The organism is Rhizobium johnstonii 3841 (assembly GCF_000009265.1).
GTDB classification, from domain to species: domain Bacteria; phylum Pseudomonadota; class Alphaproteobacteria; order Rhizobiales; family Rhizobiaceae; genus Rhizobium; species Rhizobium acaciae.
Window position 1 is genome coordinate 543,553 of sequence record NC_008380.1, and the last position, 26,589, is coordinate 570,141.

The window sequence follows — 26,589 nt, forward strand, 5'->3', positions numbered from 1 at the left end:
CCCGCAAATCAAGTTCAGTCGCCTGCGGAAATGGAAAAAAGCCACCCGCGGCAAGCGGATGGCCCCTTCAGGAAAGCCTCTAATTCATCCAATCGTTAAATTCAGCCGCGCAGGTCCTTGCGCAGGATCTTGCCGACCGGCGACTTCGGCAGCTCGGTGCGGAATTCGATGAAGCGCGGGAGCTTGTAGTTGGTGAGGTTGGCGATGCAATGGGCTTTCACCTCCGCTTCCGTCAGGTTCGGATCCTTCCTGACGACGAAGAGCTTCACCGCCTCGCCCGAATGTCCGTCCGGCACCCCGATGGCCGCGGCCTCGAGGATACCGGCATGCATGGCGGCGACTTCCTCGATCTCGTTCGGATAGACGTTGAAGCCCGAAACCAGGATCATGTCCTTCTTGCGGTCGACGATCTTGGTATAGCCGCGTTCGTCCATGAAGCCCATGTCGCCCGAGCGGAAGTAGCCGTCATCGGTCATTACCCGCGCCGTCTCTTCCGGTTTCTGCCAGTAGCCGGCCATCACCTGCGGCCCGCGGATGCAGATTTCGCCGACCTGGCCTGATGGCAGCGAATTGCCTTCCTCGTCGCGGATATCGAGGTCGGTGGAGGGAAGCGGCAGGCCGATCGTGCCAGTGAACTCGGGCGAATCGAAGCGGTTGGCGGTGGCAACAGGCGATGTTTCGGAAAGGCCGTAGCCTTCCGTCACCGCCGTGCCCGTCATCTTCAGCCAGCGTTCGGCGACCGGGCGCTGGACGGCCATGCCGCCGCCAAGCGACATGATCAGCGACGAGAAATCGAGCTTGGCGAAATCGGCATTGTTCATCAGCGCATTGAACAGCGTGTTGAGGCCGGGGAAGATGTGCACCTTCGATTTTTCGAATTCCTTGACGAGGCCAGGAATGTCGCGCGGATTGGCGATCAGGATATTGTGGGCGCCATGCGACATGCCCATCAGCGAATTCACCGTCAGCGCGAAGATGTGGTACAGCGGCAGGGCGCAGAGGAAATTCAGCACCTCCGGCTCTTTCTTGCGCTCGAAGGCCGATCGCAGCCAGAGCGACAGCTGCAGCTTGTTGGCGAGCAGGTTTTCATGGGTCAGCACCGCGCCCTTGGCGACGCCCGTCGTGCCGCCGGTATATTGCAGGAAGGCGATATCGCCGCCTGTTAGCGTCACCGGCTGGAGCTCTTTTCCCGCACCTTCGCGCAGCACCTGGCCGAAGCTCTTGTGCTGAGGGATCGACCAGGAGGGAACGAGCTTCTTCACCTTGCGCACGACGAAATTGACGATCAGCCCCTTCGGCCCCAGCATTTCCCCGAGCGAGGTGACGACGACATGGCGAAGGTCCGTCTTGTTGAGGACCTGCTCCACCGTGCGGGCAAAATTCTCCAGCACGAAGATCGCCTTGGCGCCGGAATCCTTCAACTGGTGTTCGAGCTCGCGCGGCGTATAGAGCGGGTTGACGTTCACGACCACGAGGCCGGCGCGCAGGATGGCGTAGGTCGCGATCGGGTTCTGCAGCACGTTCGGCATCATCACGGCGACGCGGTCGCCCTTTTGAAGGCCGGTGCTTTGCAGCCAGGCGGCGAGTTTGCGCGTCTGGCTCTCCAGCTCGCGATAGCGCATCCCCTTGCCCATGCTGGAAAAGGCGGTCCGGTCGGCGTAACGGGCGCAGGATTTTTCGAGCAGTTCGGCAAGCGAGGCATATTCCAGCGGCGGAATCTCTGCCGGAACGATATCGGGATAGGCGGCAAGCCAGGGTTTGTCGGGCTTGGCTCCGTTCGGATGGACGGAAATGCTGTTCATCTTTGTCCTCTCTCCCTTGCCGCCGCCGGCGCCGAGCCGGCAAGCGACTGGCCCGCAATTGACTGGAAGAGTCCTCCATCTTCCAGTCCGGCAGCTTATGCCATTGCTTGAACGGTTCAAGCCGAATGAAGCTATACTAACCTTAACGTAAACGTCAACATTCGCTCGCCGCACGATCGTCGGAAGGTGGGGAACTTTGAGTCCGCCATGACGTTGATCTTGCATACTCATCATGAGGAAACACCAAAAGGAGGTGCACAATGTTGAACCAGGATACTGACGCCACCCGCCGTGACCCGAATGTCAAGAGCACACACTCGCTGATCGCCAGCGACCGCGTCGAAGGCACCCGTGTCTATGGGGCCGATGGCAAGCATATCGGCTCGATCGAACGCCTGATCATCGGAAAGCTCGACGGCCGTGTTGCCTATGCCGTGCTGAGCTTCGGCGGTTTCCTGGGCATCGGTCACGATCACTATCCGCTTCCCTGGGAAAAGCTGAACTACGACACCCAGCTGGATGGCTATCGCATCGACCTGACCAAGGAGCAGATCGAAGGAGCCCCGAGCTATTCGGACGATGACGACACCTGGTACAACGACAATGGCCGCCGGGTCTATGATTACTACGGCGTGCCGCCCTACTGGATGTAACGTCGTCCGATAGGCCGAGCTGGAAGGGCCCCGCGGATGCGGGGCCCTTTTAGTGTGTGACAACAAGATCGTTGGCCGAGCGCAGCACGGTGCCGACGGTGATGTCACCTGCTTCAATCGTCCTTGCCGTCTTCACAGCAAACACATGGCTCTCGCCCGGCAGCAGCGTCACCAGCATCGTGTCGACGACGGCATGCGGATCCAGCCGGTCGGCCATCAGGCAAAGATCCTTGAGGAAGTTTTGCGCCGTCACCTTGACCGCATACCCGCCGTCGATCCCGACGACATCGACCGTCAGCCGCGGCGCCGGCAGGGCAAGCTCGATATCCTCGACGAAATAGTGGAAGGCCCGCCTGTCCAGCATCTGCACGACGATGAGCTCGTCCTTCGGTAAGCCGGGGGTAACGATATCCTCGGGCAGCGGAAATTCCTTTGCCTCGAAGCGGTCGCACAGCAGCCGCCAGAATTCGAATTCGGCAAGCACGGTGCCGTCGAGCGTCATGCGTTTGCCGCTGATCTTCGCCCGCCAGAACAGCGTTCGTTCATTGACCGCAACCGCCGAAAGCCCGCCGCCGCGCGGCTGGATCGTCAGCAGGCGCGGATCATAGGCCGCCTTCAGCGCATACCAGAGCGGTTTGCGGCGTCCGGCCGAATCGAGGGCGGCCCAGGAGGTCACCGGCCAGCAATCGTTGAACTGCCAGACCACCGCACCCTTGCAGATATCCCGATGCGAGCGCATGTGCTCGACGCCGAAGCGGATGGCGCGCGCCTGGTTGAGTTGGGTGGCGAAGTGCCAGTCGTCCATCGTCTTGGGCTCCGGCAGATGGCCGGACAGGCCGCGGATCAGCTTGTCATTGCCCTCCGTTGCCTTCTGATGGTGGAAGACGCCGTTCGATTGCGGCGTCAGCGGCGCATCATGCACGCTTTCTTCGATCGTCGCCCAGGCAGCCGGTGCCTGCCAGCCGAATTCGGAGCAGAAGCGCGGGATATAATTGCGGTAGACCTCGTAGCCGACATCGTTCCACACATCCCAGATATGTTTGCAGCCATGTCCGTCGGCATTCGGTTCGATCTCCATCGAGCCGGAATAGGGGCTGCCGGGATAATAGGGCCGGTCCGGATCGAGTTCGGCGCAGAGTTTCGGCAACAGGTCGAGATAGTAGCCGAGCCCCCAGCTTTCGCCCGCCTTGATGATCGGCCGCCAGCCCCATTCGTCGAAGCCCCAGATGTTCTCGTTGTTGCCGTTCCAAAGGACCAGCGAAGCATGCGGCATCAGCCGCACGACATTGTCGCGCACCTCCGCCTCGATCTCGCTTCCGAGCGGCTCTTCCTCCGGATAGGCGGCGCAGGCAAAGAGGAAATCCTGCCAGACCAGCATGCCGGCGCGGTCGCAGGTCTCATAGAACTCGTCGGCCTCGAAGATGCCGCCGCCCCAGACGCGCAACATATGAATATTGGCGGCCTTTGCTTCCTCGATCCGCGCGGCATAACGCTCGGCCGTCAACCGCGGGGGAAAACAATCGTCCGGAATCCAGTTTGCCCCGCAGATGAAGAGCGGCACGTCGTTGATGATGAAGGTAAAGGCCGAGCCATGGTCGTCGGCTGCGGTATCGAGCCGCAGCGAGCGGAAACCGAGTTCACGCTGATAGCTGTCGAGCAGATCGTCGCTGGCCTCGTCGAACAGCCTCAGCGTCATTGGATAGAGCGGCTGCGCGCCGAGATGGTGCGGCCACCAGAGCTGCGGCGAGGGGAGGGCAAGCTCGAAGGAAACCGCGTCTTCATCAGGCGCAATCGCCACCGTCTTGCTCACGCCGCCGATTTCGGCAACGAGCCTCAACGGCGTCTTATCTCCATGCCGCGCCAGCCGGGCATGGACCTTCACTAGGCCGTCACCGCCGGAAAGTATTGCCGATACCCGTGTTTCGGCAAGCCGCGCCCGATCCCAACTTTCCAGCCGGACCGGCTTCCAGAGGCCTGCCGTCACCAGCGTCGGCCCCCAGTCCCAGCCGAAATTACAGGCCATCTTGCGCATCAGATTGCCCGGTCCCGGGTAGTTGTTGGGACGGTAGCCGTAATGTTTTTCCATCTCCGCTCCATAGGCGTAGGCGGAGCGGAAGGTGACCGTGAGTTCGTTCTGGCCAGCCTTCAGAAGCCGGGAAACATCGAAACGATAGCTGCGGTGCATGTTGAAGGTACGGCCGATCTCTTCGCCGTTGAGGGAGATCACCGCGATCGTATCGAGCCCGTCGAAGACCAGTTCCTGCACCCTGGCATCGTCAGGTATCGCCTCGAAGCTGCAGCGATAGGTCCAGTCGGTCTTGCCGATCCAGTCATTGGTGATTTCGTTGACGTCGATATAGGGATCGGGGATCAGCCGGTTGGCGAGAAGGTCGAGATGCACGCAGCCCGGCACCGTCGCGGGTATTGCAGCCGGCAGACCGGGCCCGGCTGTATCGTTGCAGGAGAGCGTCCAGCCGGAATTGAGCGCAGTCTTTTCGATCATGGCGGGCTCCTGATGCATGCCGCTTGAAGCTGTGGGATTATCTGTGGATTGGAACGTATCGGTGGTTCGGCCAGATGCCTCAGAGAAACCGGCCGTGGCGCTGCAGCACCTCGATCTTGTAGCCATCGGGATCGCTGATGAAAAAGAACAGGCCAAAGAGCTTGCCGTCGCGGTTGAGCTCCACCAGTTCACCGGGCTTCAGCCCGAGCTTTGACAGCCGCTCGCGCTCGACCGCCACCTCTTCGACCGAGACGGCGAGATGGCCGTAGGCATTGCCGAGGTCATAGGGCGCGGTCCGGCCCTTGTTGACGGTCAGTTCCAGCTCGAAGCCGGTCTCGGCATTGCTCATATAGATCAGCGTGAAGGTTTCGAAATCGACGCGGTCGGCGACCGAAAGGCCGAATGCCCTCTCGTAGAATTCGACGGAGCGCGCCTCATCGAGAACGCGGATCATGGAGTGGATCATCTTCGCCAAGTCTGCCTCCCAATGTGCCGATCACCGCAGCCTTGGTACCCGTCCTCTTACGCCGCGCGCAAGCCGATTCTTCGGGTGATCACTCCTTCGACCAAGCCCATGGCATCATAGATCAGCACCGCCATCAGGCCGACGATCAGGCCGCCCTGCAGGATGAAGGCGGTATTGTCGGAGATCAGCCCGGCGATGATGACCTCGCCGAGACCCTTGGCCGCAACCGTCGAGCCGATCGTCGCCGTGCCGATATTGATCACGGTGGCGACCTTCAGCCCCTCGAGGATCAGCGGCAGGGCAAGCGGCAGCTCGACGCGAAACAGCCGCTGCGTACCGTTCATGCCCATGCCGTCGGCGGCGTCGAGAACCTGCGGCGAAACCTGCTTCAGCCCGGCGACGGTGTTTTCGAAGATCGGCAGCAGGCCGTAGAGAAAGAGCGCGATCAGCGTCGGCATGGCGCCGAAGCCGGTGGCGGGAACCGCGAGCGCCAGCACTGCGACGGGTGGAAAGGTCTGCCCCGCATTGGCGACGGCGCGCGACAGCGGCAGGAAGTCAGCGCCGCTTTCCCGCGTCACGAAGATGCCGCCGATAACGGCGAGCACGGCGCTGCAGACGATCGAGCCGATCACCAGCTGCAGATGACCGGCGGCCAGCGAAGCAAGGCTGTTTTGCGTATAGACGGCAGGCGCATTGTTGCTGGTCAGCGGCACCAGCATGAAGGAAAGCCACTCCGTCCTGAACAGCAGGATGAGCAGCAAAGCCAGCGCCGCCACACGGAAGAGATTGGCGACGACGAGCTTCATGCCTTGCGGCCCAGTTCAAGCAGCCGCGTCATCGAGATCGATCCCACAGGCGCCTTTTGCGCATCCTGCACCGCCGCCTCGTCGACCCCCTGCCAGATCATTTCGGCCAGCGCATCGCGGAGACTCAGCGATTGCGGCAGGGCATAGGCGAGGCCATTCTTTGCTGGCTCCATGCTTTCCTTCAGCGGCAGCAGCGACATCAGCTTCAGCGCCCGGTCGGAGGTGCCGGTCAATTGCTGCACGAAGGGATCGGCGGGTTCGGTGAGGATTTTTTCCGGCGTCGAGCATTGCAGCAATCTGCCCTCGCTCATCACCGCGATCTGGTTGCCGAGATGGAAGGCCTCGTCCATGTCGTGGGTGACGAGAATGACTGTCGTGCCGAACTGCTTCTGGATCGCCAAAAGATCGTCCTGCGCCTTGCCGCGGATGACGGGATCGAGCGCCCCGAAGGGCTCGTCCATCAACAGCAGCTCCGGTTCGGCCGCCAGCGCCCGGGCGACGCCGACGCGCTGCTGCTGGCCGCCGGAGAGCTGATGCGGATATTTGTCGGCAAATGTTGCCGGATCGAGGTTGAAAAGCCCGAGCAGTTCCTCGACGCGTTTGGCGATGCGGGCGGAATCCCAATCGAGAAGCTGCGGCACGGTGGCGATATTCTGCGCCACGGTCCGGTGCGGAAAGAGGCCGTGCCCCTGGATCGCATAGCCGATCTTGCGGCGAAGCTCGGTCACCGGAACGTCCATCACATTCTGCCCGCCGACGAAGATCTCGCCTTCGGTGATCGGCACCAGCCGGTTGATCATCCGCATCAGCGTCGATTTGCCGGAGCCAGACGTGCCGACGATGACGGTGATCTCGCCCTTCTCGACACTCATCGAGACGTTGTCGACGACGGTGGCGGCGCCATAGCGCTTGGTAACGTTCCTGATCTCGATCATAGTCATGCGGCAGATCCCCGGATGCTTTCGATGACCGCATCGAGGATGACGGCCGATGAGAAGGCGAAGAAGACGGTCGGCACGGCGCCGAGCAGGACGAGGTCCATGGCCGTCTGGCCGAGCCCCTGGAAGATGAAGATGCCGAAGCCGCCGCCGCCGATCAGCGCGGCGATCGTCACCATGCCGATCGCCTGCACCAGCACGATGCGGATGCCGGTGAGGATCACAGGAAAGGCGAGTGGCATGTCGATGCCGGTCAGAATCTGCCACCGCGTCAGCCCCATGCCGGCCGCAGCGTCCCGCACCGAGGGATCGACGCCCTGCAGGCCGACGACGGTGTTGGCGACGATTGGCAGTAGCGAATAGAGCACCAGCGCAATCAGCGCCGGCGCCGTGCCGATGCCGCGAATGCCGATCGCGGCGGCGAGCGGCACATGGGTGGCGAGGTAACCGAGCGGCAGCATCAACAGGCCGAAGAGCGCCAGACTCGGGATCGTCTGGATGAGGCTGAGGCACTGCAGCACGATGGCGCGCAGCTTCGGCACCCAGAAGCAGAGGATGCCGAGCGGCAGGCCGAGAACAATGGCGATGGCGAGCGAGCCGAACGCCAAGAGCAGATGCGAGATCGCTTCGGTTTCGAACTGTGGGGCCCGCGTCGAGAATTCCTTCATGATCGAAAGGCTGTCGAGCAGGCCGGAGGAGAGCGAGATGAAGAGCAGCGCCGTATAGGCTGCAAGGGCTGCGATCCGCATCCAGGGCGCCAGGCGGATCTTCACCAGCGCATCGGATATGACGAGGCCGATCACCGCAAACAGCACCCAGAAGCCGCCGCCGGGCGTCATGCGCGCCACCGTGCTGCCGGTGGGCGTTGCCGCCGCCGAGACTAGGCCGATCGCAACGATCAGCGCCGCAAGGCAGAGTGTGGCGATGGCAAGCCGCACGATCGCATGGCGCAGGAACAGCGTGGCGAAGGCGGTGAGAAGGAGAAGCACGGTCAGGATGATGACGGAAGGCTGGGGAAGAAGCTGCATCAGCAGCATCGGCTTGCCGGCGGCGATGCGGTTCGCCTTCACGTAGATGAAGGGCATCAGTGCAGTCGCCGCGATGCCGCCGGCCACCAGAACCACGCCGAGCCGGTCCAGCCTGCGGACCGCTAAGGTTTCTGCCATGAATCCCAATCCTGTCTGGCCAACCCTGTCAGGAAAGCCAATCCTGTCAGGAAAGAAAGCTCCGCCCGTAATCGGGCGGAGCGGGCAATGACTATTTCAGGAAGCCTTTTTCCTTGAGATAGCCTTCGGCGACCGACTTTGCCGGCTCGCCATCGACCTGGATCTTGGCGTTGAGTTTGCGCAACTCGTCGGCGGTCAGGCTCTTGAAGATCGGCGAGAGCACTTCCTCGATCTTCGGATTGGCCTTCAACACCTCTTCGCGGATGATCGGCGTCGGGGCATAGACCTGCTGCACGTTCTTGTCGTCTTCAAGAACGGTGAGTTCGGCCGCTTCGATGGCGCCGTCGGTGCCGTAGACCATGGCGGTGTTGACGCCGTTCGTCTGGTCGGCGGCCGCCTTGATCGTTGCCGCCGTGTCGCCGCCGGAAAGAACGACCATCTGGTCGGGCTTCAGCTGGAAGCCGTAGGTCGTCTGGAAGGCGGGAAGCGCGCCGGCCGAATTGACGAATTCAGCGGAGGCGGCAAGCTTGGCGGCACCGCCGCCGGCAACCCATTTGCCGAAGTCCGTGAGGCTCTTCAGCTTGTTCGGGCCGGCGACGTCGCTGCGCACGGCGAGCGCCCAGGTGTTGTTGGCAGGCGACGGCGTCAGCCAGACGATCTTGTTGGCATCGTAATCGAGCTTCTTCGCCAGCTCATAGCCCTGGTCGATGTTCTTCCAGGCGGCGTCATCGGCCTTGTTGAAGAAGAAGCCGGCATTGCCGGTATATTCGGGATAGATGTCGATTTCGCCTGCGGTGATCGCCTTGCGCACGACGGGTGTCGCGCCAAGCGCGATGCGGTCCTGCGTCTTGATGCCGTTCGCTTCGAGAGCGAGCGCGATGACGTTGCCGAGCAGCGTGCCTTCCGTGTCGATCTTCGACGAAACGACGATGTCGGCGGCATGGGCCGCACCCACCGCGAAGGCGGAGAGCGAAACGGCAAGTGCGAGTTTCTTCAGCATGGAATATCCCCTTGTTAAACACCGTTGACCTACAGCGCCGCACGTCTTTCAGACGTGCAAGGACGCTGTAGCACTTTGAATTGCTGCATAATTTATCCTGAAATCGGTTCCGATTTCAGGAATTATGCAGTTGCTCAAGCCCTTGGCGGGAGGCTTGCGCGCAGAAAAATCCGCCGGCGAAGGCGACCAAGTCGCCATCATGCCGGAATTGCGTGCGTGATGGAAATAGCGTGCATGCCCGAAAAATCGATGCAAGCCCCCTCCAGTATTTGCGGTCGCGGCACGATTATGGCGGCGAATGCACCTCCGCGCGCGGAAACGCATTCCCTTTTCCAAGGCCGGCGCGATTTGTTTTTGTCCCCTTGCGTGTTTCCACGATACTCCCAGGCTCTGTTGCGGATTCCCGCCGCCCGGATTTTTCTATGATCGAACGATAGCCCGCCTCTCCGGAGGCAGGGATATCTTTTTTCCTGAACACATCATATCGTCCGGTTTTTCCAGCGCTTTCCGGAGGCGGCCGTTTGCATCTTGGTGCCCTGTTCATCGCAAGCCATGTCCTGACCTCCGGTTCGGTCCGCGAGACCGCGCGGCGCTTCCAGCTGTCGCCTTCCACCGTCTCGACGGCAATCCATAATCTCGAGACCGAACTGGCGATGACGTTGACGGAACGCGCTTCCGGGGAGCTGGCGACGCTGATCGCGAGCGGCAGGGTGCTCGAAGGCCTGGAGCCGATCATGGCTGCGATCGGCGAACTCGGCCAATGGGCCGGTCACGACGGCGCCGGGATCGACGAGGCCTGGGCATCCCGCATTCCCGTCAAGATCGTCACGATGGAGCGTTTTCTCGAAGTGGCCGACCAGGGCAGCATCAACCGGGCCGCCCGCCGCCTTCGCCTCGGTCAGCCGCAGCTTTCGCTTCAGCTTGCCAATCTTGAGAAATTTCTGAGCCATCGCCTGTTCGAGCGCCAGGCGCAGGGGTCGGTGCTGACGGAGGAGGGCAGGCGCGCCTACCAGATCTTCATGGCGATCAGCCAGGCGTGGAACGATCTGAAATCGTCGGCCGACGAGCGCTATCGGCGCACCGCCCGGTCGCTGCGCATCGGCTCGATCATTCCGACCGGATCGGAGAGCTGGGTGGCACGCTGCCTGGGCTCGCTGGTTTCGGAATGGAATGTGCGCCGCAACAACAATGCGATCTCGCTGGTATCGATGACCGCCGACGATCTGCGCGAGGCGCTGAAGAGCGGCCGCATCGATGTCGCAATCCTGGATTCTGTCTTCGGGCTGGAAAGTTTCCGGCATCGCGAATTGCTGCAGACCGACATGGTGGTGATCGCGCCGCCTGACAGTACCGAGACCAGTGTCGCCGATCTCGTCGCCAGCCACGCGATCTGCATGCCGAGCCCGCGCACCGGCCTCGGCCATGCGGCGATGGCCTTCAGCTACGAGCGTGCGCCCAACCGGCGCCTGCGCAGCCAGGATATCACCGCGGCGGATTCGCTGCCCGTCATTGTCGACCTCGTCGCCAATCACGGTTACGTCTCCTTCCTCGGCCGGGTCAGCGCCATGCCGATTGCCGACAAGGTGCGCATCGTCGATCTCGACGAGCATCTGCCGATGTCCTATCACGTCGCCTTCAACCATCGAAAAGCCGCCGCCGATGCCTGCACTGTCATCATCGAGGTGGCGGCGAGAATTACCTCGGAAACCGTCGCGCGCACCATAAGGCCGACGGACGCCGGAGCCAGGGAGACTGCAGCGTGACGATTTTGCTCGAAGTGTGCGTGGACAGCGCCGAAGGCCTTGCCGCCGCGATGGAAGGCGGTGCCGGGCGCATCGAGCTCTGCTCGGCGCTGGAGCTCGGCGGCCTGACGCCGCTGCCGAGCCTGATGCGGATCGCCGCTCGGGCTCCCATTCCGGTCTACGCGATGATCCGCCCTCATGCCGGACCTTTCATCTTTGACGGGGCCGACGAGGAAGCGATGATGATCGATATCGATGCCGTGCGCGCCGCTGGCCTTGCCGGTGTGGTCATCGGCGCCAACCGACCGGACGGCACGCTCGACATGCCGTTGATCCATCGTTTGAAGGCGCATGCGGCGGGCCTCGGCTCGACGCTGCATCGCGCATTCGATCTGGTGCCGGATGCCGATCAGGCGCTGGAGCAGGCGGTCGAACTCGGCTGCGAACGCATCTTGACCTCCGGCTGCGCGCTGAAGGCCACCGACGGTCTCGAAACGCTGAAGCGCATTTCGGCAAAGGCCGCCGGCCGGATCGCCATCATGCCCGGCAGCGGCATCCGCCCGGCAAATGTCGGCGAGATCCTGCAGGCGACCGGCGCCCGCGAGATCCACGGTTCCTGCAGTTCGCCGGTCGAAAGCGCCGATCCGCGCGCCGTTGCTTTTGGTTTCGAAGCGAAAAGCACGAACAAGACGGACGTCGCCGTCGTCAGGCAGATGCGCAGGGCGATCGAGGCGGTGAGTTAGCGACCGCGGCTTGCCCCTCATCCGGCTGCCGCCACCTTCTCCCCGCTCGCGGGGCGAAGGCGATATGTCGCGACCTCTCCGTCCCCCGCCCAGCTCTCGCAGGGCACGTCCCCTCGCCCCGTTTTACGGGGAGAGGGTTAGGGTGAGGGGCAGCCGCCGGCGCAAAGCGCACGGAAATCACGTCACGCTTTCGCTGGAAACGCCCTAAGCACCAATACTGATCACCGCCTTGATCAGCCCATTCTTCTCATGCGCCCAGCGCGCGAGATCGCGCGGTGCATCGGCAAGCGTCGTGCGGTGGGTGATGAGCTTGTCCACCGGCACCAGCCCTTTGGCGATCGAATCCGCGACATGCTCGAAATCGACGCGGGTGGCGTTGCGGCTGCCGATCACCATCATCTCGCGTTTGTGGAATTCGGGATCGGAGAAGCGGATATCGTCCTTGACGACGCTGACCAGCACCAGTGCGCCGCCATGGGCGACGAAGGAGAAGGCCTTTTCCATCGAAGGGCCGTAACCCGTCGCGTCGAAGACCACGTCGAAACCGTCGCCATTGGTCTTTTCCCGCACGGCCTCCGCTGTCGCCTCGTTCGCAACGATGCCGGAGGTGAAGCCGAAACGCTCGGACGCCATCTGCAGCCGCTCGGTGCTGGTATCGAGCAGCGTCACCTCATGTCCTGCGATGCGCGAGAAGATCGCCGCCCCGAGCCCGATAGGCCCGGCGCCGATGACGAGCGCCCGTGCTCCCGCATCGGTCATCGAACGGCGCACCGCATGGGCGCCGATCGCCAGGAACTCGGTCGTTGCCGCCGCTTCGAGGCTTACACCTTTGGCGGCATAGAGGTTCTCGGCCGGAACGCAAATCTCCTCGCAGAAGGCGCCGTCGGTGTGGACGCCGAGCACCTTGATGTTGGTGCAGCAATTCGGCTTGCCCTGGCGGCAGGCGATACATTGCGCGCAGGAGAGATAGGGATTGACGATGACGGGCGTGCCGACTGCGATAGTGACCCCGTCGCCCGCTTCCAGCACCGTTGCCGAGATCTCATGCCCCATCACCCGGGGATATTCGAGGAAGGGATGTTTGCCCTCGAAGATGTGGTAATCGGTGCCGCAGATGCCGACGTGGCTGACGGCAAGCCGCACCCAGCCGGCGGCGGGAGCCGCTGGCGAAGGACGCTCGACGATATCGAGCACGCCGGGCTCCCGGCAAAGAACTGCTTTCATGACGGGTCTCGCATTCCTGGAATGGAAGAAGCCGGCTTGTTCAGGCCGGCTGTCTCTTGTCGCTCAATTGCTCCGGCGGCGGCGCAGCTGGTCGAAGAACACGATCACGATGATCAGCAGACCGGTGATGATGCGCTGCCAGAAGGAGTTGACGTTCAGAAGGTTCGCGCCGTTGTTGATGGTGGCGAGAATGAAGGCGCCGATCAGCGGGCCGTGCACCGAGCCGACCGCGCCGAACAGGCTGGTGCCGCCGATGACGGAGGAGGCGATTGCCTGCAGTTCCCAGCCGTCGGCCTGTGTCGCATTGCCGATCGCAATGCGCGAGGCAAGCAGCACGCCGACGAAGGCGGCGAAGGAGGCCGAGAGGATGTAGGCAAGGTAGATCATGCCTTTGACGTTGACGCCGGAAAGGCGTGCCGCCTCGGCGTTCGAACCGACCGCGAAGAGATAGCGGCCCCAACGGCTCAGATGCAGGAAGATGAAGGATGGGACCGCCACCAAGATCACCATCCAGAACAAGCTCGGAATACTGAGCAGATCGGCGCGAGCGAAATTGCTGAAGCCCTCATTGGTGATGTTGATCGTCGAACCGTTGGTGATCAACAGGCCGATGCCGCGCAGCGATGTCAGGGTTGCCAGCGTGATGATGAACGGCGGCAGGCCCATATGCACGATGCCGAAGCCATGGAAGGCGCCAATCGCCACACCCATGAGCAGCGTCAGCGCGATCGCACCCCAGACCGGCACGCCCGCCTGCAGCAGCCAGGCGATGATGACGGTACAGAAGCCGACGATGGCGCCGACCGAAAGGTCGATGCCGGCGGTGATGATGACGAAGGTCTGGCCAAGCGCCAGGATCGCCGTCATCGCACCCTGCCGCAGCAGGTTGGAGATATTGAGCGGCGTCCAGAAGCTCGGGGTGACGACGCCAAGCACGATCCAGAGGAAGATCAGCAGGCCGATCAGCGTCAGGCCGAACAGGATGTTCATTTTCCGGCGCGGCGGCGGCGCGACGATTTCGGTGGGGGTGGCAGTCATGAATTTTCTCCCTCTTATTCTTTTGGCTCAGACGCCGATCGCTTCGCTGAGCACTTCTTCATGCGTCGCCGCGTGATAATCATGGCTCGCGACGATTTTGCCGGCGCGGAAGACGTGCAGCCGGTCGGCCAGTTCGTAGACCTCGGGCAGGTAGGAGGAGATCAGGATGATGCCGGCGCCGTCCTTCAGAAGCTTGGCGAACAGCCGATAGATTTCCGCCTTGGTGCCGACGTCGACGCCGACGGTCGGCTCGTCGAAGATGAAAAGCCGGGCGCCATGGCTCAGCCACTTGCCGATGACGATCTTCTGCTGGTTGCCGCCCGACATGCTGGAGGCCGGAACGCGCCGGCTCGGCGTCTTGATGCTGAGATTGCGGATCTGCTGGTCGGCATTGGCCGATTCGCGCGTGTGATTGATCACCGGACCGTGGCTCAGCCGCCCGAACACCGGCAGGTTGATGTTGAGGCCGATCGACTGGTTGAGGCAAAGCCCCTGGTCGCGCCGGCTTTCCGGCGCCAGCGCAATGCCGAGCTCCATCGCCGTGCGTTCGTTGCGGATGTCGACACGCTTGCCCATCCACTGGACATCGCCTGATGTCGTCGGCTGGCGGCCATAGAGCCCGAGCGCGAATTCGCTGCGTCCGGCGCCGATCAGGCCATAGAGCCCGACGATCTGCCCGGCCTTGACACTCAGCGACACGTCATTGAAGCCCGGACCGGAAAGGCCGTTGACGGCAAGGATCGTCTCGCCGATCGCAATCTCTTCCTTGTGGTAGATCTGTTCGATCGAGCGGTTGATCATCAGCGCGATCAGCTCGGCGTCGTTGGTCTCGCCGATCAGGCGGGTCCCGACATGCGTGCCGTCGCGCAGCACCGAGACACGGTCGGCAAGCTCGAAGACTTCCTCCATGCGGTGGCTGATATAGACGATGGTGACGCCTTCACCCTGCAGGCGGCGGATCAGCTTGAAGAGCTGCGCCGATTCTTGGCGCGTCAGATAGGCTGTGGGTTCGTCGAAGATCAGGAACTGCGTGCCGCGCATCGCCGCGCGCGCCGTCGCCACCAGCTGCTGCTGACCGATCGTCAGTGAGCTCAACAGCGCACCGGCCGGCAGGCCGAAGCCGAGATCGTCGAGCACGGCCTGCGCCATCTTCTCCATCTGTTTCTTGCGCATCAGGCCGAAGCGGTTGACCTCGTCGCCGAGGAAAAGATTGGCGGCGACCGTCAGGTGCCGGCAGAGCACGACCTCCTGGTGGACGGCGTTGATGCCGCGGGCGATCGCTTCGTTCGGCGTCGCCAGCGCCACCGGCTGGCCGCACCACAACACCTCGCCGGCGGTGCGGGTGATGACGCCTGTCAGTAATTTGATGAGGGTGGATTTGCCGGCGCCGTTTTCGCCGACGATGGCGTGGATTTCGCCGGCAAGAAAGGTCAGCGTCGCTGGCTTCAGCGCCTGCACATGACCGTAATTCTTCTGCAGGCCCTTGAGTTCGAGGATAGGCGATCCGGCGGGAATTCGATTGGCTTCTTTCAGCGTCGCACTGTCATCATGGCGATGACTGACCTCTTCCAGTCCGATCATGGGACCTCTCCTCCTTGTGTCGCGTCTGCTCTCCATCCCCCGCAAAACATAGCACGGATGGAAAAGGCCGCGCCGGTTTTTGAAGCCGGCGCGGCCTGTCTGTCGTTGTTACTTGATCTTCGGGTTCAGCAGCGCGTCGATCTTCGGATCGGCCATATTTGCCTTGGTGACGAGGTTTGCGCCGGTGTCGACATTTTCTTCGACCTTCTCGCCCTTGGAGACGGCAAGCGCGGTCTTCACGCCGTCATAACCCATGCGGTATGGGTCCTGAACGACGAGGCCGGCAATCGCACCATCCTTGAGGAAGCCGACTGTCTTGTCGTCGCTGTCGAAGCCGATCACCTTGATCTTTTCGCCGAGCTTGTTTTCGGCGATCGCCTGGCCAACGCCCTGCGCCAGGATCAGATTCGAGGCGAAGACGCCGACGAGGTTCGGGTTTGCCGTGATCAGGTCGGTCATCATGTTGAGGCCGGTCGTTGCCTGGCCGTCGCCATACTTGTCGGCGATGACCTTCAGACCCGGATATTTGGTCTTCACCTGATCCAGGAAGCCTTCGCGGCGCTGTTCCAGCGAGCCGACGCCCGGAAGGTTGGTGAGGATGACGATTTCGCCCTCTTCCTTACCCGACATTCCCTTGATGGCGGCAGCCAGACCATCGGCTGCGATGCGACCGCCCTGGACGTTGTCGGTCGTCAGGAACGATTTGAACGCCTTGGAGTCGGCACCGGAGTCGATGCCGATGATCGGAACCGACTTGGCGGCTTCATCGATCGGCTTGCCGAGCGCCTTGAATTCGGTCGGCGAAATGATGACAGCGGCCGGCTTGCCGGCAACGGCGTTCTCCAGAATGCTGATCTGGCCGTTGACGTCGGATTCGGCCTGTGCGCCGAGTTCCGGTACGTTGACGCCGAGATCCTGGCCGGCCTTGCGGGCGCCGGCGAGAACGATCTGCCAATAGAAGGACGTCGTGTCCTTGACGATGATCGGGATCGTCACGTCGGCTGCAAACGACGGTGCCGGCATCGCCGTGGCGATGACTGCGGCACCTGCAAGCGCGGTAAAGGCGCGGCGGGACAGAAGGGATTTCACGATACTCATAAGGGTTCTCCTCTCAGGGTGCGTTCTCCTCCAAATAAATCGGCCGCTGAACGCAGGCGGACGATTTTTATCGATAAAAAACATTTGCCAGGTGAAGCTAGCCGAGGCGCAATCAAATTGCAAGAGCGCCAAACCGGCTTTTTTGCTTTGGTAAACTCCCGCCAAGCAACTGATTTCATTCCAATACAACGATACCCTAAAATAGGTATCAGGCTTGATCGACCTCGTGCGGATGGACGACGCCCTTTTTCAAAATCAGGTTGCCGTACAGCCGGAATTCCGTCGTCGCGACGATGTAGGTGGCCTTGCGAGCCATCGCATAAAACGCAAAACGCTCCACCGGCACGATGCGGAAATCGCCGGCGTGTTTGGAAACGATCTGCTGGAATTCGGTGCAGACCTCGGGCATCGCATCGGGATCGCCGACCACCTCCATCCGCCATGCCGCTTCCGGCACGAAAGTGTCGAGCGGCATATGCGTCAGAATGGCCTCGGCCATCGCGGTGGCGCTGACGCCGTCGGCGCGAATGACAGGCGGACCCATCGAGCCCGAGGGAAAATTGGCGTCCGATATGACGATGTCGTCGCCATGTCCCATGGTCTTCAGCGCATGGAGCAGGTCGGGGCCAAGCAGCGGATGAATACCCTTGAGCATAATCTCTCCTCAGACTCGCACGGCTTCGGCGCCGAGCGGCGGCGCGACCAGCGTATAGGGTTCGAATTCGGCATAGATCTCGTCGGCAAGCCGCGGCTCGACGATCTCCATATTGCGCGTGAGGCTCGACGGCTTGGCCGTGCCGATCAGCACCGATGCGACGATCGCCTCGCGCAGCGGAAACTGCAGGGCGGGCGCCGCCAGCGGCACGCCGTGGCGATTGGCGATCGCCTCCATGGCGCCGACCTTGGCAAGCACGTCGTCATCAGCCGGCATATAGTCGAAATGCGAACCCGGCACCGGGCCGGTGGCGAGAATGCCGGAGTTGAAGACGCCGCCGACAACGAGCGAGGTGCCCTTCTCTCGGCAGAGCGGCAGCAGTTCGGCGACCGCCGAGCGGTCGAGCAGCGTGTAGCGGCCGGCGAGCAGAATGCAGTCGAGATCGGAATGGCGCGTGACGTCGAGGCAGACGGGCACTTCGTTGACGCCGAGGCCGAAGGCGGAGATCGCGCCAGACGACTTCAGTTCCTCCAGCGCCTTCACGCCGGAATCGAGAAACTGCTTCTGGTGGACCGCATTCTTCGCCGCGCCATGTGTATAGACGCCGAGATCGTGCACATAGAGAATATCGATGCGGTTGAGGCCGAGCCGCGCATAGCTGAATTCGACCGAGCGCATGATACCGTCATAAGAATAGTCGTAATCGGCATCGAAGGAGAGCGGGTCGACATAGCTGTAGTCGGGCACCGTGCCGGTCGGCACCGGCCGAAGTAGCCGGCCGACCTTGGTGGACAGCACGTAAGACCCATCCGGCTGGTCGCGCAGGAAATCGCCGACCCGCCGTTCGGCAAGGCCGAGCCCATACCAGGGCGCCACGTCGAAATAGCGGATGCCGCTGTCCCAGGCCGCCTGCAGCGTGTCCATCGCCACCTCGCGCGGGCAGGCGCGGTAGAGACCGCCGAGAGCGGCTGCGCCGAAACTGATTTCGGTCACCTCCAGCTTGGTCTTGCCGATCCGTCTCGTCTTCATCATGCCTCCTCGCGAAGAACTTGAGCTTGGTCTAGGGAGCAATCCCAGGAAAAGTGTGAAGCGGTTTTCCGCCCGGGATTGCGTACTTCAAATCAATCCCAGGAAAAGTGTGAAGCGGTTTTCCGCCCGGGATTGCGTAAAACAAAAAGGTCAGAGCGTCGCACCGAGATGCCAGGGCACGAATTCATTGTCGCCGTAGCCGAAGAGCTCGCTCTTGGTCTTCTTGCCCGAGGCCGTATCGACGATGAGGTCGAAGATCTCGCGGCCCTTGCCGCTGATCGTCGCGTCGCCGGTGGCGATCGTGCCGCAATCGATGTCCATATCCTCTTCCATCGAGGCATAGAGCGCCGAATTGCTGGAAAGCTTCAGCGACGGCGCCGGCCGGCAACCGAAGCAACTGCCGCGGCCTGTGGTAAAGGCGATCATGTTTGCCCCGCCGGCCACCTGGCCGGTCGCCGAGACCGGGTCGTAGCCGGGCGTGTCCATGAAGACGAGGCCGGGGGCCGTGACCCGCTCGGCATAACCATAGACCGCCGTCAGCGGCGAACGCCCGCCCTTGGCAACCGCGCCGAGCGACTTTTCGAGAATGGTGGTGAGCCCGCCGCGCTTGTTGCCGGGCGAGGGGTTGTTGTCGAGCGAGGCGCCGTGCAGGGCGACATAATCTTCCCACCAGGCAATCTTGTCGTCGAGCTTCTTTGCCACCTCGTCGCTGACGGCGCGGCTGCGCAGCAGATGTTCCGCACCATAGATTTCCGAGGTCTCCGACAGGATCGCCGTGCCGCCGGCTGCTGCCAGCAGATCGGCCGCGACACCCAGCGCCGGATTGGCGGTGATGCCGGAAAAGCCGTCCGAGCCGCCGCATTGCAGACCGATGATGATCTCGCCGATCGACATCGGCACGCGCTTTTCCTTGCCGACATCGGCGGCAATTTCGCGCAGCATGCCCATGGCGCGCTCCACCGCGCGGCGCGAGCCGCCGGCATCCTGGATGTTGAAATGCCGCTTGGAGGCGCCCGCACCACTCTGGCCGTAAAGCGTCAGCTGGTTGACCTCGCAGCCGAGGCCGATCATCAGCACGCCGCCGAAATTCACGTGTCTGGTGTAGCCGGCCAGCGTCCGGTGCAGCACGTTCATGCCGTCGCCGGTCGAGCTCATGCCGCAGCCCTGGTCGTGCACGATCGGCACGAAACCGTCGATGCCTTCATAATGCGGCAGGATCGTCCGGTTCGCCTCGTCGGCGATCGCCCGGCAGACCGTGGTGGAACAGTTCACGCTGGCGATGATGCCGATATAGTTGCGGGTCGCGGCCCGCCCATCGGCGCGGCGATAGCCCATGAAGGTGCGCCCGACGTCGTCGGCTGTGGCCGTTTCCGGCGCCGAATTGGCGGTCGCCGCCAGCCGGTCGTTTTCGAAATGCAGGTTGTGGCTGTGCACATGGTCGCCGGCCTTGACCTCGGCCGTCGTGCGGCCGATCGCCTGTCCGTATTTCACCACGGGTGACCCGAGCGGAATATCCGCTATCGCCACCTTGTGGCCGGGGTCGATCTTCTCACGGGTCTGAATGCCGGCAACCGTCGAACCCGGCGCGATTGCCGCCGTTGCGACCGCGACATTGTCGCCGGCCGAAAGGATGATCCAAGGCAGTTTGTCCAATTTATTCTCCCTGGGAAAGGCTCGCTGCATCGGCGAAAGCGCATTGATTTTGTTTTTTATCTACAATAAACATTTTCAAGTCAACGGGAATATTGATCCTGTGGACGAGGGAGGCAATGAGCCGCAGGCGACCGGAAATAAGCTAAAGGTCGTTTGAACAAGCCCCGGTCTGTTCTGCCCTGCTTTGAAGCGGAACGACGGTCACGAGGGCGGAAAGCGGGGTCTGGTGGCAAGGCAGAATACGGTCTTCAAGGAAGCCTACAACAGGTATGCCGTAGCCCTGCGCACGGATACCGCGCTGCCCTCGGAACCGGAGATCGCCGCCCAGCTCGGCGTCAGCCGCTCGACGGCGCGCGCCATCCTGACCCGGCTCAGCGAAGAAGGCATCATCCGCTGGAACAAGCGCCAGAAGATCGTGCTGCGCCAGCCGACCGACCATGACCTCTTTCCCTCCGAAGAAACCGACTCCCTGCACGATATCATCGAGCGCAGCTTCATGCAGCGCATCCTTGCAGATGATGCAGCACCCGGCATGCAGATCAACGAATTGGAGCTCGCCCGCGAGATCGGCACCGGCACGACCAGCGTGCGCGAGTTTCTGATCCGCTTCTCCCGCTTCGGCCTCATCGAGAAGCGCCCGAACAGCCACTGGACGCTCAAAGGCTTCACCCGCGAATTCGCCCTCGAACTTGCCGATGTGCGCGAGATGTTCGAGCTGCATTCCGCCGCCGAATTCGGCCGGCTTCCCAGGGATAATCAGAGCTGGGCCGATCTTGCCGCTATGCGCGACGAACATCACGCCATGCTTGCCGACATCAACCAGCGCTTCAAGGATTTCTCCGTCCTCGACGAACGCTTCCACTTGCTGATCCATCGCGCCTCGAAGAACCGCTTCATCGCCGATTTCTACGACGCCATCGCCATCGTCTTCCACTATCACTACCAGTGGAACAAGACCGCCGCCCGCCAGCGCAACGAGCGCGCCATTCACGAACATCTGGATTATATCGCAGCGCTGGAATCCGGCGACCAGGCCGCGATCGATGCCGCCTGCCGCGCGCATCTGCACTCCGCCCGCCAGACCCTGCTGCAATCCCTGCCGCAGATCGCCACCGAAACCGCCTGATCAGATGAGAGCAACTCCGGGCACCGCCTCGGTGTGCCCGCCAGCGGCATTTCGGACGAAAGAGGCTACGCCTTGCCCAGATGCTTCGGCCAGAATTCTTGATGGACTGCGGCGGCTTCGTCTTCGAGGTTCGGGCCAACCACAGTGACGATGCGCGCGCCGGTTTGTAACACCGCCCGGCTCGGCACGTTCAACCCGATCCCGGCGATTTCGCCAAGCCGCGCTTCGGAGCACGCAAACACCATCCGCCCGATGCCCGACCAGTAAATCGCCCCGGAGCACATCGCGCACGGCTCGGTGCTGGTGTAAAGCGTGCAATCAGCGAGAAAAGCAGTGTCGTAGTGCTGCGCTGCCAGTTTAACCAGGTTCATCTCGGCGTGGTTCGTCATGTCGTGGCCGGTGAAGACGCTGTTTTCGGCGCGCAGGATGACTTCGCCGTCCTTCACCAGCAGCGAGCCAAACGGTTCGTCGCCGTTTTCCACCGCGGATCTCGAGAGCGCAATCGCCTCGCGTAAAAACGGCTCGTGGTTTTCCATCAGAATTTCCCCAAACACTAGAGCCGGGTGATTTTGTCTTGAATCCAGGGCATTGCCAAGGGCTGCAAATCAGATTCAAGATGCTGGCTGGGGGAAGGAGACCGGCATGGATTGGCAAGCCATAACCACGGGGTGGGCATGTTTGACAGATTTTCCGGGTTCATACCTTAACGGGTGCCGAATGGTCGAAACCCAGGCACCACTTCCGGTTTTCTGCCGCTAATAGCTGCACGGACGATCATTGCCGAAACCGCCTCGGCAAGCTGGTCTGAGAGAAAGGTCGGCGCTTCCGTAACCAATCGAGCCCGTCTGCATCGAGCTATTTGAGGCCGTAGTGCAGGATGACGACGCTATCGCGACCACGATGACGGCTGTCAAGGCAGCCAATAGTTTGCGAATTTGAAGCATCTAACCCCCCGCTGCCCAAAATCGGTCAGTGCAGTTCATGGGTAAGTAGGGCCGCTGTGCCTTCCGATAACTGTGCCGGTCGATCAAGTTATCGTTATTCGTTGAAAACCGATGGCCAGCATCGCATCATGAAACATTTCGATCTGTAAGCCGTTATCGCGCTTATGGCCGACGCTAAACTCAAACCGAAATCGGTCGACGGCACCGAACCGCACGGTGCCGGAAACTCGCCCCAGGAGACGGCATCGACTGTCGAGGTCATGCCGCCGCCAGATGCCATCGAACCCGATCCGGAGCTGACGCCTGAAGAGGCCGAGCAGGCGCGCAAGCGGTATTTGCTCAAGCGTTTCTGGATCAGCGCGCGCCGTTACTGGGGCCGCGGTGGCGACAAGTTCGCTTGGCCCCTCTCGATCGGGCTATTGGCGATGATCTGCATGAATGTCGGCTTCCAGTACGGAATCAATCTGTGGAACCGCGGGATCTTCGACGCCATAGAGCGACACGATGCCGGCACCGTCTATTTCTTGAGCGGCGTGTTCGTGCCGCTCGTGCTCGGAACTGTCGCCATTGTCACGATACAAGTCGCCGTTCGCATGATGATTCAGCGCCGCTGGCGTTCCTGGCTGACGACAGCCGTCATCGCGCGCTGGCTCGCAAACGGCCGTTACTATCAGTTGAATCTCATCGGCGGCGACCACAAGAACCCCGAAGCGCGCATTTCCGAGGATTTGCGGATTGCCACCGAAGCACCCGTCGATTTCGTCGCCGGTGTCATATCCGCATTTCTGGCGGCCTCGACCTTCATCGTGGTGCTCTGGACGATCGGCGGGGCTCTGACTCTGCCGATCGCAGGTTTCACCGTTACCATTCCCGGCTTTCTCGTCATCACTGCGGTCCTCTACGCTGCGATCACCTCTACTTCGATGGCGGTCATCGGCCGCTATTTCGTCCACGTCTCCGAGGCCAAAAATCAAGCAGAAGCTGAGTTTCGCTACACGCTGACGCATGTGCGGGAAAATGGCGAGAGCATCGCGCTTCTCGGCGGCGAAGAGGAGGAGCGTAACGACCTCGACAAAACCTTCACCAATGTGCTGAAGCAATGGGCGCTCCTTGCCCGCCAGCACATGCGCACGACGGTAGTGTCGCATGGATCGATGCTGATTGCGCCTGTTGTACCGGTTCTGCTTTGCGCACCAAAATTTCTCGAAGGCAGCATGACCCTCGGACAGGTCATGCAGGCCGCCTCTGCTTTTGCCATCGTTCAGGGCGCGTTCGGCTGGCTGGTCGACAACTATCCGCGTCTTGCCGATTGGAATGCCTGTGCACGGCGCATCGCCTCGCTGATGATGTCGCTTGACGGGTTGGAGCGCGCCGAACAGAGCGACTCTCTGGGACGCATCAAGCATGGTGAAACCGAAGGCGAGGCGATGCTCAGCCTCAACGATCTCTCCGTGTCGCTTGACGATGGCACCGCCGTGGTCACGGAAACCCGGGTCGAGATCGAACCCGGCGAGCGGGTGCTTGTGTCAGGTGAATCCGGGTCGGGCAAGAGCACGCTGGTGCGGGCCATCGCAGGTCTCTGGCCGTGGGGCGGCGGCAGCGTCAATTTCCATGCCGACAGGCGATTGTTCATGTTGCCGCAACGGCCCTATATCCCTTCGGGCACGCTTCGCCGCGCCGTCGCCTATCCCGGCGCCGCCGATAGCTGGCCGCTGGATGAGATCAAGTCGGCCCTCGACAAGGTGGGACTGGATTATCTGAACGACAAGATCGAGGAAGATGCGCCCTGGGACCAGACCTTGTCGGGCGGCGAAAAGCAGCGGCTCGCATTTGCGCGTCTCCTGCTGCACCAACCCGATATCATCGTGCTGGATGAAGCAACGGCAGCACTCGATGAGAAGAGCCAGGATAAGATGATGCAGATGGTGATCGATGAATTGCCGGAGGTCACCATCCTAAGCGTCGCGCATCGCGTTGAGCTGGAAGTCTTCCATAGCCGCAAGATCACGCTCGAGCGGCGCGAGGGCGGCGCAAAGCTTGTCAGCGATATCGATCTGATCAAGCGCAAGAGAAAACGGAACTTGCTGTCACGCGTTTTGGAGAAGCGCCGCTCCCCGCCAAAAGGCAGTACGACCTCGAATGAAGGCGGCACAGTCCCCGAATAGAAACTCGCCGTTTGGCCACAAAACCATCAATCACCTGACGAAAGCTCTGCGCTCGCAATTTGATCCAGATTGTCGATCAGCCGCGTCAGCAGATCTGCAAGTTGTCCCGCTTCCGCATCCGTGAACCCGGCCAGTGCCTCACGATTCCCTTGGAATAGGGCCGCAATTGCCTTCGGCATGCATTCCTGTGCGGTTTTCGTCAGCACGATGCGGCTGCTGCGACCGTCAGCCGGGTCGGGTGTCCGCTCGATTAGGCCATCCCTCTCCATGCGAGCGAGCATCTGCGCCATCGGCGGCTGCTCGACCCTGGCAAAGCGGGCGAGGTCGCGTTGCGTGCTGGCCTTGCCATTTTGCAGCGCGACCAGGACAGGCAACTGGCCGACACCGAAGCCGAGCGGTTTGAGGCGTGACTCGCTGAGGCGGGCAAAGCCCCGCGCCGCAAGACTGATGAGATGCCCCGGCGTAGAAAGCACATCTTCGTCCAATTCCGATCACCTCTTGCCTGCGCTTGACCGCGAGATATATATGTACGTATGTATATTGATGTGCAGCACGAGGCAAGGCCGTTTCGATGCCGCCAGCGAATGTTTCAATCTCCATAGAGGAAACGACATGTCTCAAAACGACGTCGAAATGATCAAGCGCATCTATGCCAGCTTCAACGCCAGAGACATCGACGCTGTCCTTGCCGTTCTTTCCGATGATGTCGCCTGGGCCAACGGCATGGATGGCGGCCACGTTCATGGCCGTGAGGCCGTGCGCGACTATTGGACACGCCAATGGGCCGTCATCAGTCCGCATGTCGAGCCCATGGCATTTGAGGAAACGCCAGGTGGCGCCGTCGCTGTCGAGGTGATCCAGTCGGTCTTTGACCTCGATGGCCGGCCGCTGGAGGGACAGACCCATGGCCTGAAGGACAAGACGGTGACGCATATCTTCCGCATGGAAGGCGACAAGATCGTCCGCTTCGATATTCGGGATGCCCTGTAAGCCCAGCATGCTCTGTAAGCCCAGCATGCTCTGTGAGCTGGTACTTCCCGTGCGGGGATGACCGCTCCTGTTGCGACGCGCCATTGTCAGGCCCGCTTTTCGGCCGTCGGGGGCCTGGCTTGTGCGTTCAATTCGCACTTAGCCGGCGGTATCGGTTCAGAGCCTGCGCGCTTCCAGACGCCGCTTGTCGCGCTCGACATAGTCGGAGCCCAGCTCCGTCAGACGGAATTGGCGTTTCTGAAATTCCCCGCGGATCAAGATGAAGCCTTGCTCCTCGGCTTCGCTCAATGTCTTCAGGCTGGTGCCTTTAGGGGGAGACTGCCAAGCCATGCCATCGGCTCTGTGCAGCAAGACCATGATCTTTATAATGTTGCTTCTCCATGGCCGATGCATACAGCCGGGCTGCATCGCTTCAGCAATCCGCTTGTTCCGCATTCTTGATTTGGCGCCATCCAGGAGAAGCCCATTGATTTAAAAGGATTATTTTTGGCTAATCCGGAGTTTCGCAAAAGCTATTGTATAAAAGCTCCAATAGTCTTGGTCAATTCAATCACTCCGTCCCACCAGGTTTTGTCGCGCCTGGCGATTGGCCCGATGGCGCTTATTTCCATTGAATCCCGACATCAGCGGCGCATTGCGGCCCGAGGCCGATCTTTCGCTATCGGCGCGAAGGGCTGCGCTCCTCAGGCGCTGCATCTCGCAATATGATCCCGTATTGCCGCTGCACTTTCTGACGGCGACGTGAACGTCACATCCAACGTTAGCGCGTGTTGGTGTGGGGTATCAAGAACCAGGGCCTGTCGGCTTCGGCTCCTCGACGTCTCGACATCGGTGGTTTTCAAATGGTCGCGCCGTGCGGGCGACGAAACGCGACGCGCCAATTCTTCTTCGGCACACAGCAATCGCACCGGAACGAAGACCGCGGCGCGCCGTCCGGCGGCGTCAACAAACTGTTGGTACGTCCGTGTGCTGCGCTCATCGCCTTCGACACCGGCATGGGTGAAGATGAAATTCGCCGACGGGCCGCTATAGGCGGTGATTGCATCCAGGACGGCCTGCCGGACCCTCCCGGTGTATTCCCATATGCCCTTCGGCAGCGGAGCGGTCTGATCCTCGTCGAGGAGGCGCAAGATCGGGTTGTTGAACCAGTGATTATCAACGATCTTTGCTGATATCAGCGAGCCGAGTTCTCTAGCGATTGTCAGCTTCCCGACGCCCGGGAACCCCAAGAGCAGCACGAAAACACTCATCGTCCGACAACTTTCCC

25 protein-coding genes are annotated in these 26,589 nt (G+C 61.7%); 6 read left to right on the forward strand and 19 right to left on the reverse strand.

The features are described from left to right. Positions 1–101: 101 nt before the first annotated feature. On the reverse strand, positions 102–1,802 hold the full coding sequence (locus RL_RS02640; protein ID WP_011650295.1) for a long-chain fatty acid--CoA ligase: 1,701 nt from the start codon (positions 1,800–1,802) through the stop codon (positions 102–104). A 260-nt stretch (positions 1,803–2,062) separates the two neighbouring features. Here RL_RS02640 and RL_RS02645 point away from each other — a divergent pair, with 260 nt between their 5' ends. Further along, positions 2,063–2,455, forward strand: coding sequence for a PRC-barrel domain-containing protein (locus tag RL_RS02645; RefSeq protein WP_011650296.1), 393 nt, complete (start codon positions 2,063–2,065; stop codon positions 2,453–2,455). A 49-nt stretch (positions 2,456–2,504) separates the two neighbouring features. Here RL_RS02645 and RL_RS02650 read toward each other — a convergent pair whose 3' ends face one another. The 6 genes from RL_RS02650 to RL_RS02675 all read right to left on the reverse strand — a co-directional run bounded on the left by RL_RS02650 (position 2,505) and on the right by RL_RS02675 (position 9,334). After that, a complete protein-coding gene (locus tag RL_RS02650) occupies positions 2,505–4,958 on the reverse strand; it encodes a glycoside hydrolase family 2 protein (protein WP_041936155.1) in 2,454 nt (817 codons plus the stop codon). A 79-nt stretch (positions 4,959–5,037) separates the two neighbouring features. Then, positions 5,038–5,433 (reverse strand): VOC family protein, encoded by a 396-nt coding sequence (locus RL_RS02655; RefSeq protein WP_011650298.1) that lies wholly within the window; start codon positions 5,431–5,433, stop codon positions 5,038–5,040. Positions 5,434–5,480: 47 nt separating this feature from the next. Further along, complete coding sequence (locus RL_RS02660; RefSeq protein ID WP_011650299.1) at positions 5,481–6,230, reverse strand: ABC transporter permease; 750 nt, start codon at positions 6,228–6,230, stop codon at positions 5,481–5,483. Continuing rightward, positions 6,227–7,171 (reverse strand): ABC transporter ATP-binding protein, encoded by a 945-nt coding sequence (locus RL_RS02665; protein ID WP_011650300.1) that lies wholly within the window; start codon positions 7,169–7,171, stop codon positions 6,227–6,229. The genes RL_RS02660 and RL_RS02665 overlap by 4 nt, the downstream gene beginning before the upstream one ends. Beyond that, positions 7,168–8,334, reverse strand: a complete 1,167-nt coding sequence (locus RL_RS02670) for an ABC transporter permease (RefSeq protein ID WP_011650301.1) — start codon at positions 8,332–8,334, stop codon at positions 7,168–7,170. Before RL_RS02670 ends, RL_RS02665 begins: the two co-directional genes overlap by 4 nt. Positions 8,335–8,425: 91 nt before the next feature. Continuing rightward, positions 8,426–9,334 (reverse strand): glycine betaine ABC transporter substrate-binding protein OsmF, encoded by a 909-nt coding sequence (locus tag RL_RS02675; protein ID WP_011650302.1) that lies wholly within the window; start codon positions 9,332–9,334, stop codon positions 8,426–8,428. 521 nt (positions 9,335–9,855) lie between these two features. Here RL_RS02675 and RL_RS02680 point away from each other — a divergent pair. Then, positions 9,856–11,097, forward strand: a complete 1,242-nt coding sequence (locus RL_RS02680) for a LysR family transcriptional regulator (protein WP_011650303.1) — start codon at positions 9,856–9,858, stop codon at positions 11,095–11,097. Further along, positions 11,094–11,819: a copper homeostasis protein CutC gene (locus RL_RS02685; RefSeq protein ID WP_011650304.1), complete on the forward strand. Its 726-nt coding sequence runs from the start codon at positions 11,094–11,096 to the stop codon at positions 11,817–11,819. The genes RL_RS02680 and RL_RS02685 overlap by 4 nt, the downstream gene beginning before the upstream one ends. Positions 11,820–12,023: 204 nt before the next feature. On the opposite strand, the gene RL_RS02690 is transcribed toward RL_RS02685, so the two are convergent. The 7 genes from RL_RS02690 to RL_RS02720 form a co-directional block, all read right to left on the reverse strand. Beyond that, on the reverse strand, positions 12,024–13,043 hold the full coding sequence (locus RL_RS02690; RefSeq protein WP_011650305.1) for a zinc-binding alcohol dehydrogenase family protein: 1,020 nt from the start codon (positions 13,041–13,043) through the stop codon (positions 12,024–12,026). Positions 13,044–13,106: 63 nt separating this feature from the next. After that, a complete protein-coding gene (locus tag RL_RS02695) occupies positions 13,107–14,081 on the reverse strand; it encodes an ABC transporter permease (RefSeq protein ID WP_003545129.1) in 975 nt (324 codons plus the stop codon). A gap of 27 nt (positions 14,082–14,108) precedes the next feature. Further along, positions 14,109–15,662 carry a sugar ABC transporter ATP-binding protein gene (locus RL_RS02700; protein WP_011650306.1) on the reverse strand — a complete coding sequence of 518 codons (1,554 nt, stop codon included), beginning with the start codon at positions 15,660–15,662 and terminating at the stop codon, positions 14,109–14,111. Positions 15,663–15,770: 108 nt separating this feature from the next. Further along, entirely contained in the window at positions 15,771–16,760 is a 990-nt protein-coding gene (locus tag RL_RS02705; RefSeq protein WP_011650307.1) for an ABC transporter substrate-binding protein, read from the reverse strand. A 208-nt stretch (positions 16,761–16,968) separates the two neighbouring features. Further along, complete coding sequence (locus tag RL_RS02710; protein WP_011650308.1) at positions 16,969–17,415, reverse strand: RbsD/FucU family protein; 447 nt, start codon at positions 17,413–17,415, stop codon at positions 16,969–16,971. Positions 17,416–17,424: 9 nt separating this feature from the next. After that, a complete protein-coding gene (locus RL_RS02715) occupies positions 17,425–18,444 on the reverse strand; it encodes an aldo/keto reductase (RefSeq protein WP_011650309.1) in 1,020 nt (339 codons plus the stop codon). Between the two features lie 150 nt (positions 18,445–18,594). After that, positions 18,595–20,097 (reverse strand): UxaA family hydrolase, encoded by a 1,503-nt coding sequence (locus RL_RS02720; RefSeq protein WP_011650310.1) that lies wholly within the window; start codon positions 20,095–20,097, stop codon positions 18,595–18,597. Positions 20,098–20,323: 226 nt separating this feature from the next. Here RL_RS02720 and RL_RS02725 point away from each other — a divergent pair, with 226 nt between their 5' ends. After that, entirely contained in the window at positions 20,324–21,223 is a 900-nt protein-coding gene (locus RL_RS02725) for a GntR family transcriptional regulator (RefSeq protein WP_011650311.1), read from the forward strand. A 65-nt stretch (positions 21,224–21,288) separates the two neighbouring features. Here RL_RS02725 and RL_RS02730 read toward each other — a convergent pair whose 3' ends face one another. After that, positions 21,289–21,759 (reverse strand): nucleoside deaminase, encoded by a 471-nt coding sequence (locus tag RL_RS02730; protein WP_011650312.1) that lies wholly within the window; start codon positions 21,757–21,759, stop codon positions 21,289–21,291. A gap of 219 nt (positions 21,760–21,978) precedes the next feature. Then, positions 21,979–22,167, reverse strand: a complete 189-nt coding sequence (locus RL_RS40400) for a hypothetical protein (RefSeq protein WP_028740467.1) — start codon at positions 22,165–22,167, stop codon at positions 21,979–21,981. Between the two features lie 164 nt (positions 22,168–22,331). On the opposite strand from RL_RS40400, the gene RL_RS02735 reads away from it, so the two are divergent. Further along, a complete protein-coding gene (locus RL_RS02735; RefSeq protein WP_011650313.1) occupies positions 22,332–24,332 on the forward strand; it encodes an ABC transporter ATP-binding protein/permease in 2,001 nt (666 codons plus the stop codon). A 26-nt stretch (positions 24,333–24,358) separates the two neighbouring features. Here the strand turns inward: RL_RS02735 and RL_RS02740 are convergent, their stop codons facing one another. Further along, positions 24,359–24,817: a MarR family winged helix-turn-helix transcriptional regulator gene (locus tag RL_RS02740; RefSeq protein ID WP_011650314.1), complete on the reverse strand. Its 459-nt coding sequence runs from the start codon at positions 24,815–24,817 to the stop codon at positions 24,359–24,361. 127 nt (positions 24,818–24,944) lie between these two features. Here RL_RS02740 and RL_RS02745 point away from each other — a divergent pair, with 127 nt between their 5' ends. Further along, entirely contained in the window at positions 24,945–25,322 is a 378-nt protein-coding gene (locus tag RL_RS02745; RefSeq protein ID WP_011650315.1) for a nuclear transport factor 2 family protein, read from the forward strand. A 156-nt stretch (positions 25,323–25,478) separates the two neighbouring features. Here the strand turns inward: RL_RS02745 and RL_RS02750 are convergent, their stop codons facing one another. Then, positions 25,479–25,730, reverse strand: coding sequence for a hypothetical protein (locus tag RL_RS02750; protein ID WP_173364451.1), 252 nt, complete (start codon positions 25,728–25,730; stop codon positions 25,479–25,481). Between the two features lie 275 nt (positions 25,731–26,005). Further along, a complete protein-coding gene (locus tag RL_RS02755; RefSeq protein ID WP_041936156.1) occupies positions 26,006–26,572 on the reverse strand; it encodes a phosphotransferase-like protein in 567 nt (188 codons plus the stop codon). Positions 26,573–26,589: the final 17 nt, after the last annotated feature.

Excerpts from the sequence above, each read along its gene's own strand:
- RL_RS02695 (WP_003545129.1), bottom strand. The coding sequence starts at position 14,081 with ATGACTGCCACCCCCACCGAAATCGTCGCGCCGCCGCCGCGCCGGAAA.
- RL_RS02690 (WP_011650305.1), bottom strand. The coding sequence starts at position 13,043 with ATGAAAGCAGTTCTTTGCCGGGAGCCCGGCGTGCTCGATATCGTCGAG.
- RL_RS02670 (WP_011650301.1), bottom strand. The coding sequence starts at position 8,334 with ATGGCAGAAACCTTAGCGGTCCGCAGGCTGGACCGGCTCGGCGTGGTT.
- RL_RS02645 (WP_011650296.1), top strand. The coding sequence starts at position 2,063 with ATGTTGAACCAGGATACTGACGCCACCCGCCGTGACCCGAATGTCAAG.
- RL_RS02705 (WP_011650307.1), bottom strand. The coding sequence starts at position 16,760 with ATGAGTATCGTGAAATCCCTTCTGTCCCGCCGCGCCTTTACCGCGCTT.
- RL_RS02755 (WP_041936156.1), bottom strand. The coding sequence starts at position 26,572 with ATGAGTGTTTTCGTGCTGCTCTTGGGGTTCCCGGGCGTCGGGAAGCTG.
- RL_RS02750 (WP_173364451.1), bottom strand. The coding sequence starts at position 25,730 with ATGCAGCCCGGCTGTATGCATCGGCCATGGAGAAGCAACATTATAAAG.
- RL_RS02660 (WP_011650299.1), bottom strand. The coding sequence starts at position 6,230 with ATGAAGCTCGTCGTCGCCAATCTCTTCCGTGTGGCGGCGCTGGCTTTG.
- RL_RS02730 (WP_011650312.1), bottom strand. The coding sequence starts at position 21,759 with ATGGAAAACCACGAGCCGTTTTTACGCGAGGCGATTGCGCTCTCGAGA.
- RL_RS02700 (WP_011650306.1), bottom strand. The coding sequence starts at position 15,662 with ATGATCGGACTGGAAGAGGTCAGTCATCGCCATGATGACAGTGCGACG.
- RL_RS02745 (WP_011650315.1), top strand. The coding sequence starts at position 24,945 with ATGTCTCAAAACGACGTCGAAATGATCAAGCGCATCTATGCCAGCTTC.
- RL_RS02715 (WP_011650309.1), bottom strand. The coding sequence starts at position 18,444 with ATGAAGACGAGACGGATCGGCAAGACCAAGCTGGAGGTGACCGAAATC.
- RL_RS02650 (WP_041936155.1), bottom strand. The coding sequence starts at position 4,958 with ATGATCGAAAAGACTGCGCTCAATTCCGGCTGGACGCTCTCCTGCAAC.
- RL_RS02710 (WP_011650308.1), bottom strand. The coding sequence starts at position 17,415 with ATGCTCAAGGGTATTCATCCGCTGCTTGGCCCCGACCTGCTCCATGCG.
- RL_RS02665 (WP_011650300.1), bottom strand. The coding sequence starts at position 7,171 with ATGACTATGATCGAGATCAGGAACGTTACCAAGCGCTATGGCGCCGCC.
- RL_RS02640 (WP_011650295.1), bottom strand. The coding sequence starts at position 1,802 with ATGAACAGCATTTCCGTCCATCCGAACGGAGCCAAGCCCGACAAACCC.
- RL_RS40400 (WP_028740467.1), bottom strand. The coding sequence starts at position 22,167 with ATGCTTCAAATTCGCAAACTATTGGCTGCCTTGACAGCCGTCATCGTG.
- RL_RS02735 (WP_011650313.1), top strand. The coding sequence starts at position 22,332 with ATGGCCGACGCTAAACTCAAACCGAAATCGGTCGACGGCACCGAACCG.
- RL_RS02675 (WP_011650302.1), bottom strand. The coding sequence starts at position 9,334 with ATGCTGAAGAAACTCGCACTTGCCGTTTCGCTCTCCGCCTTCGCGGTG.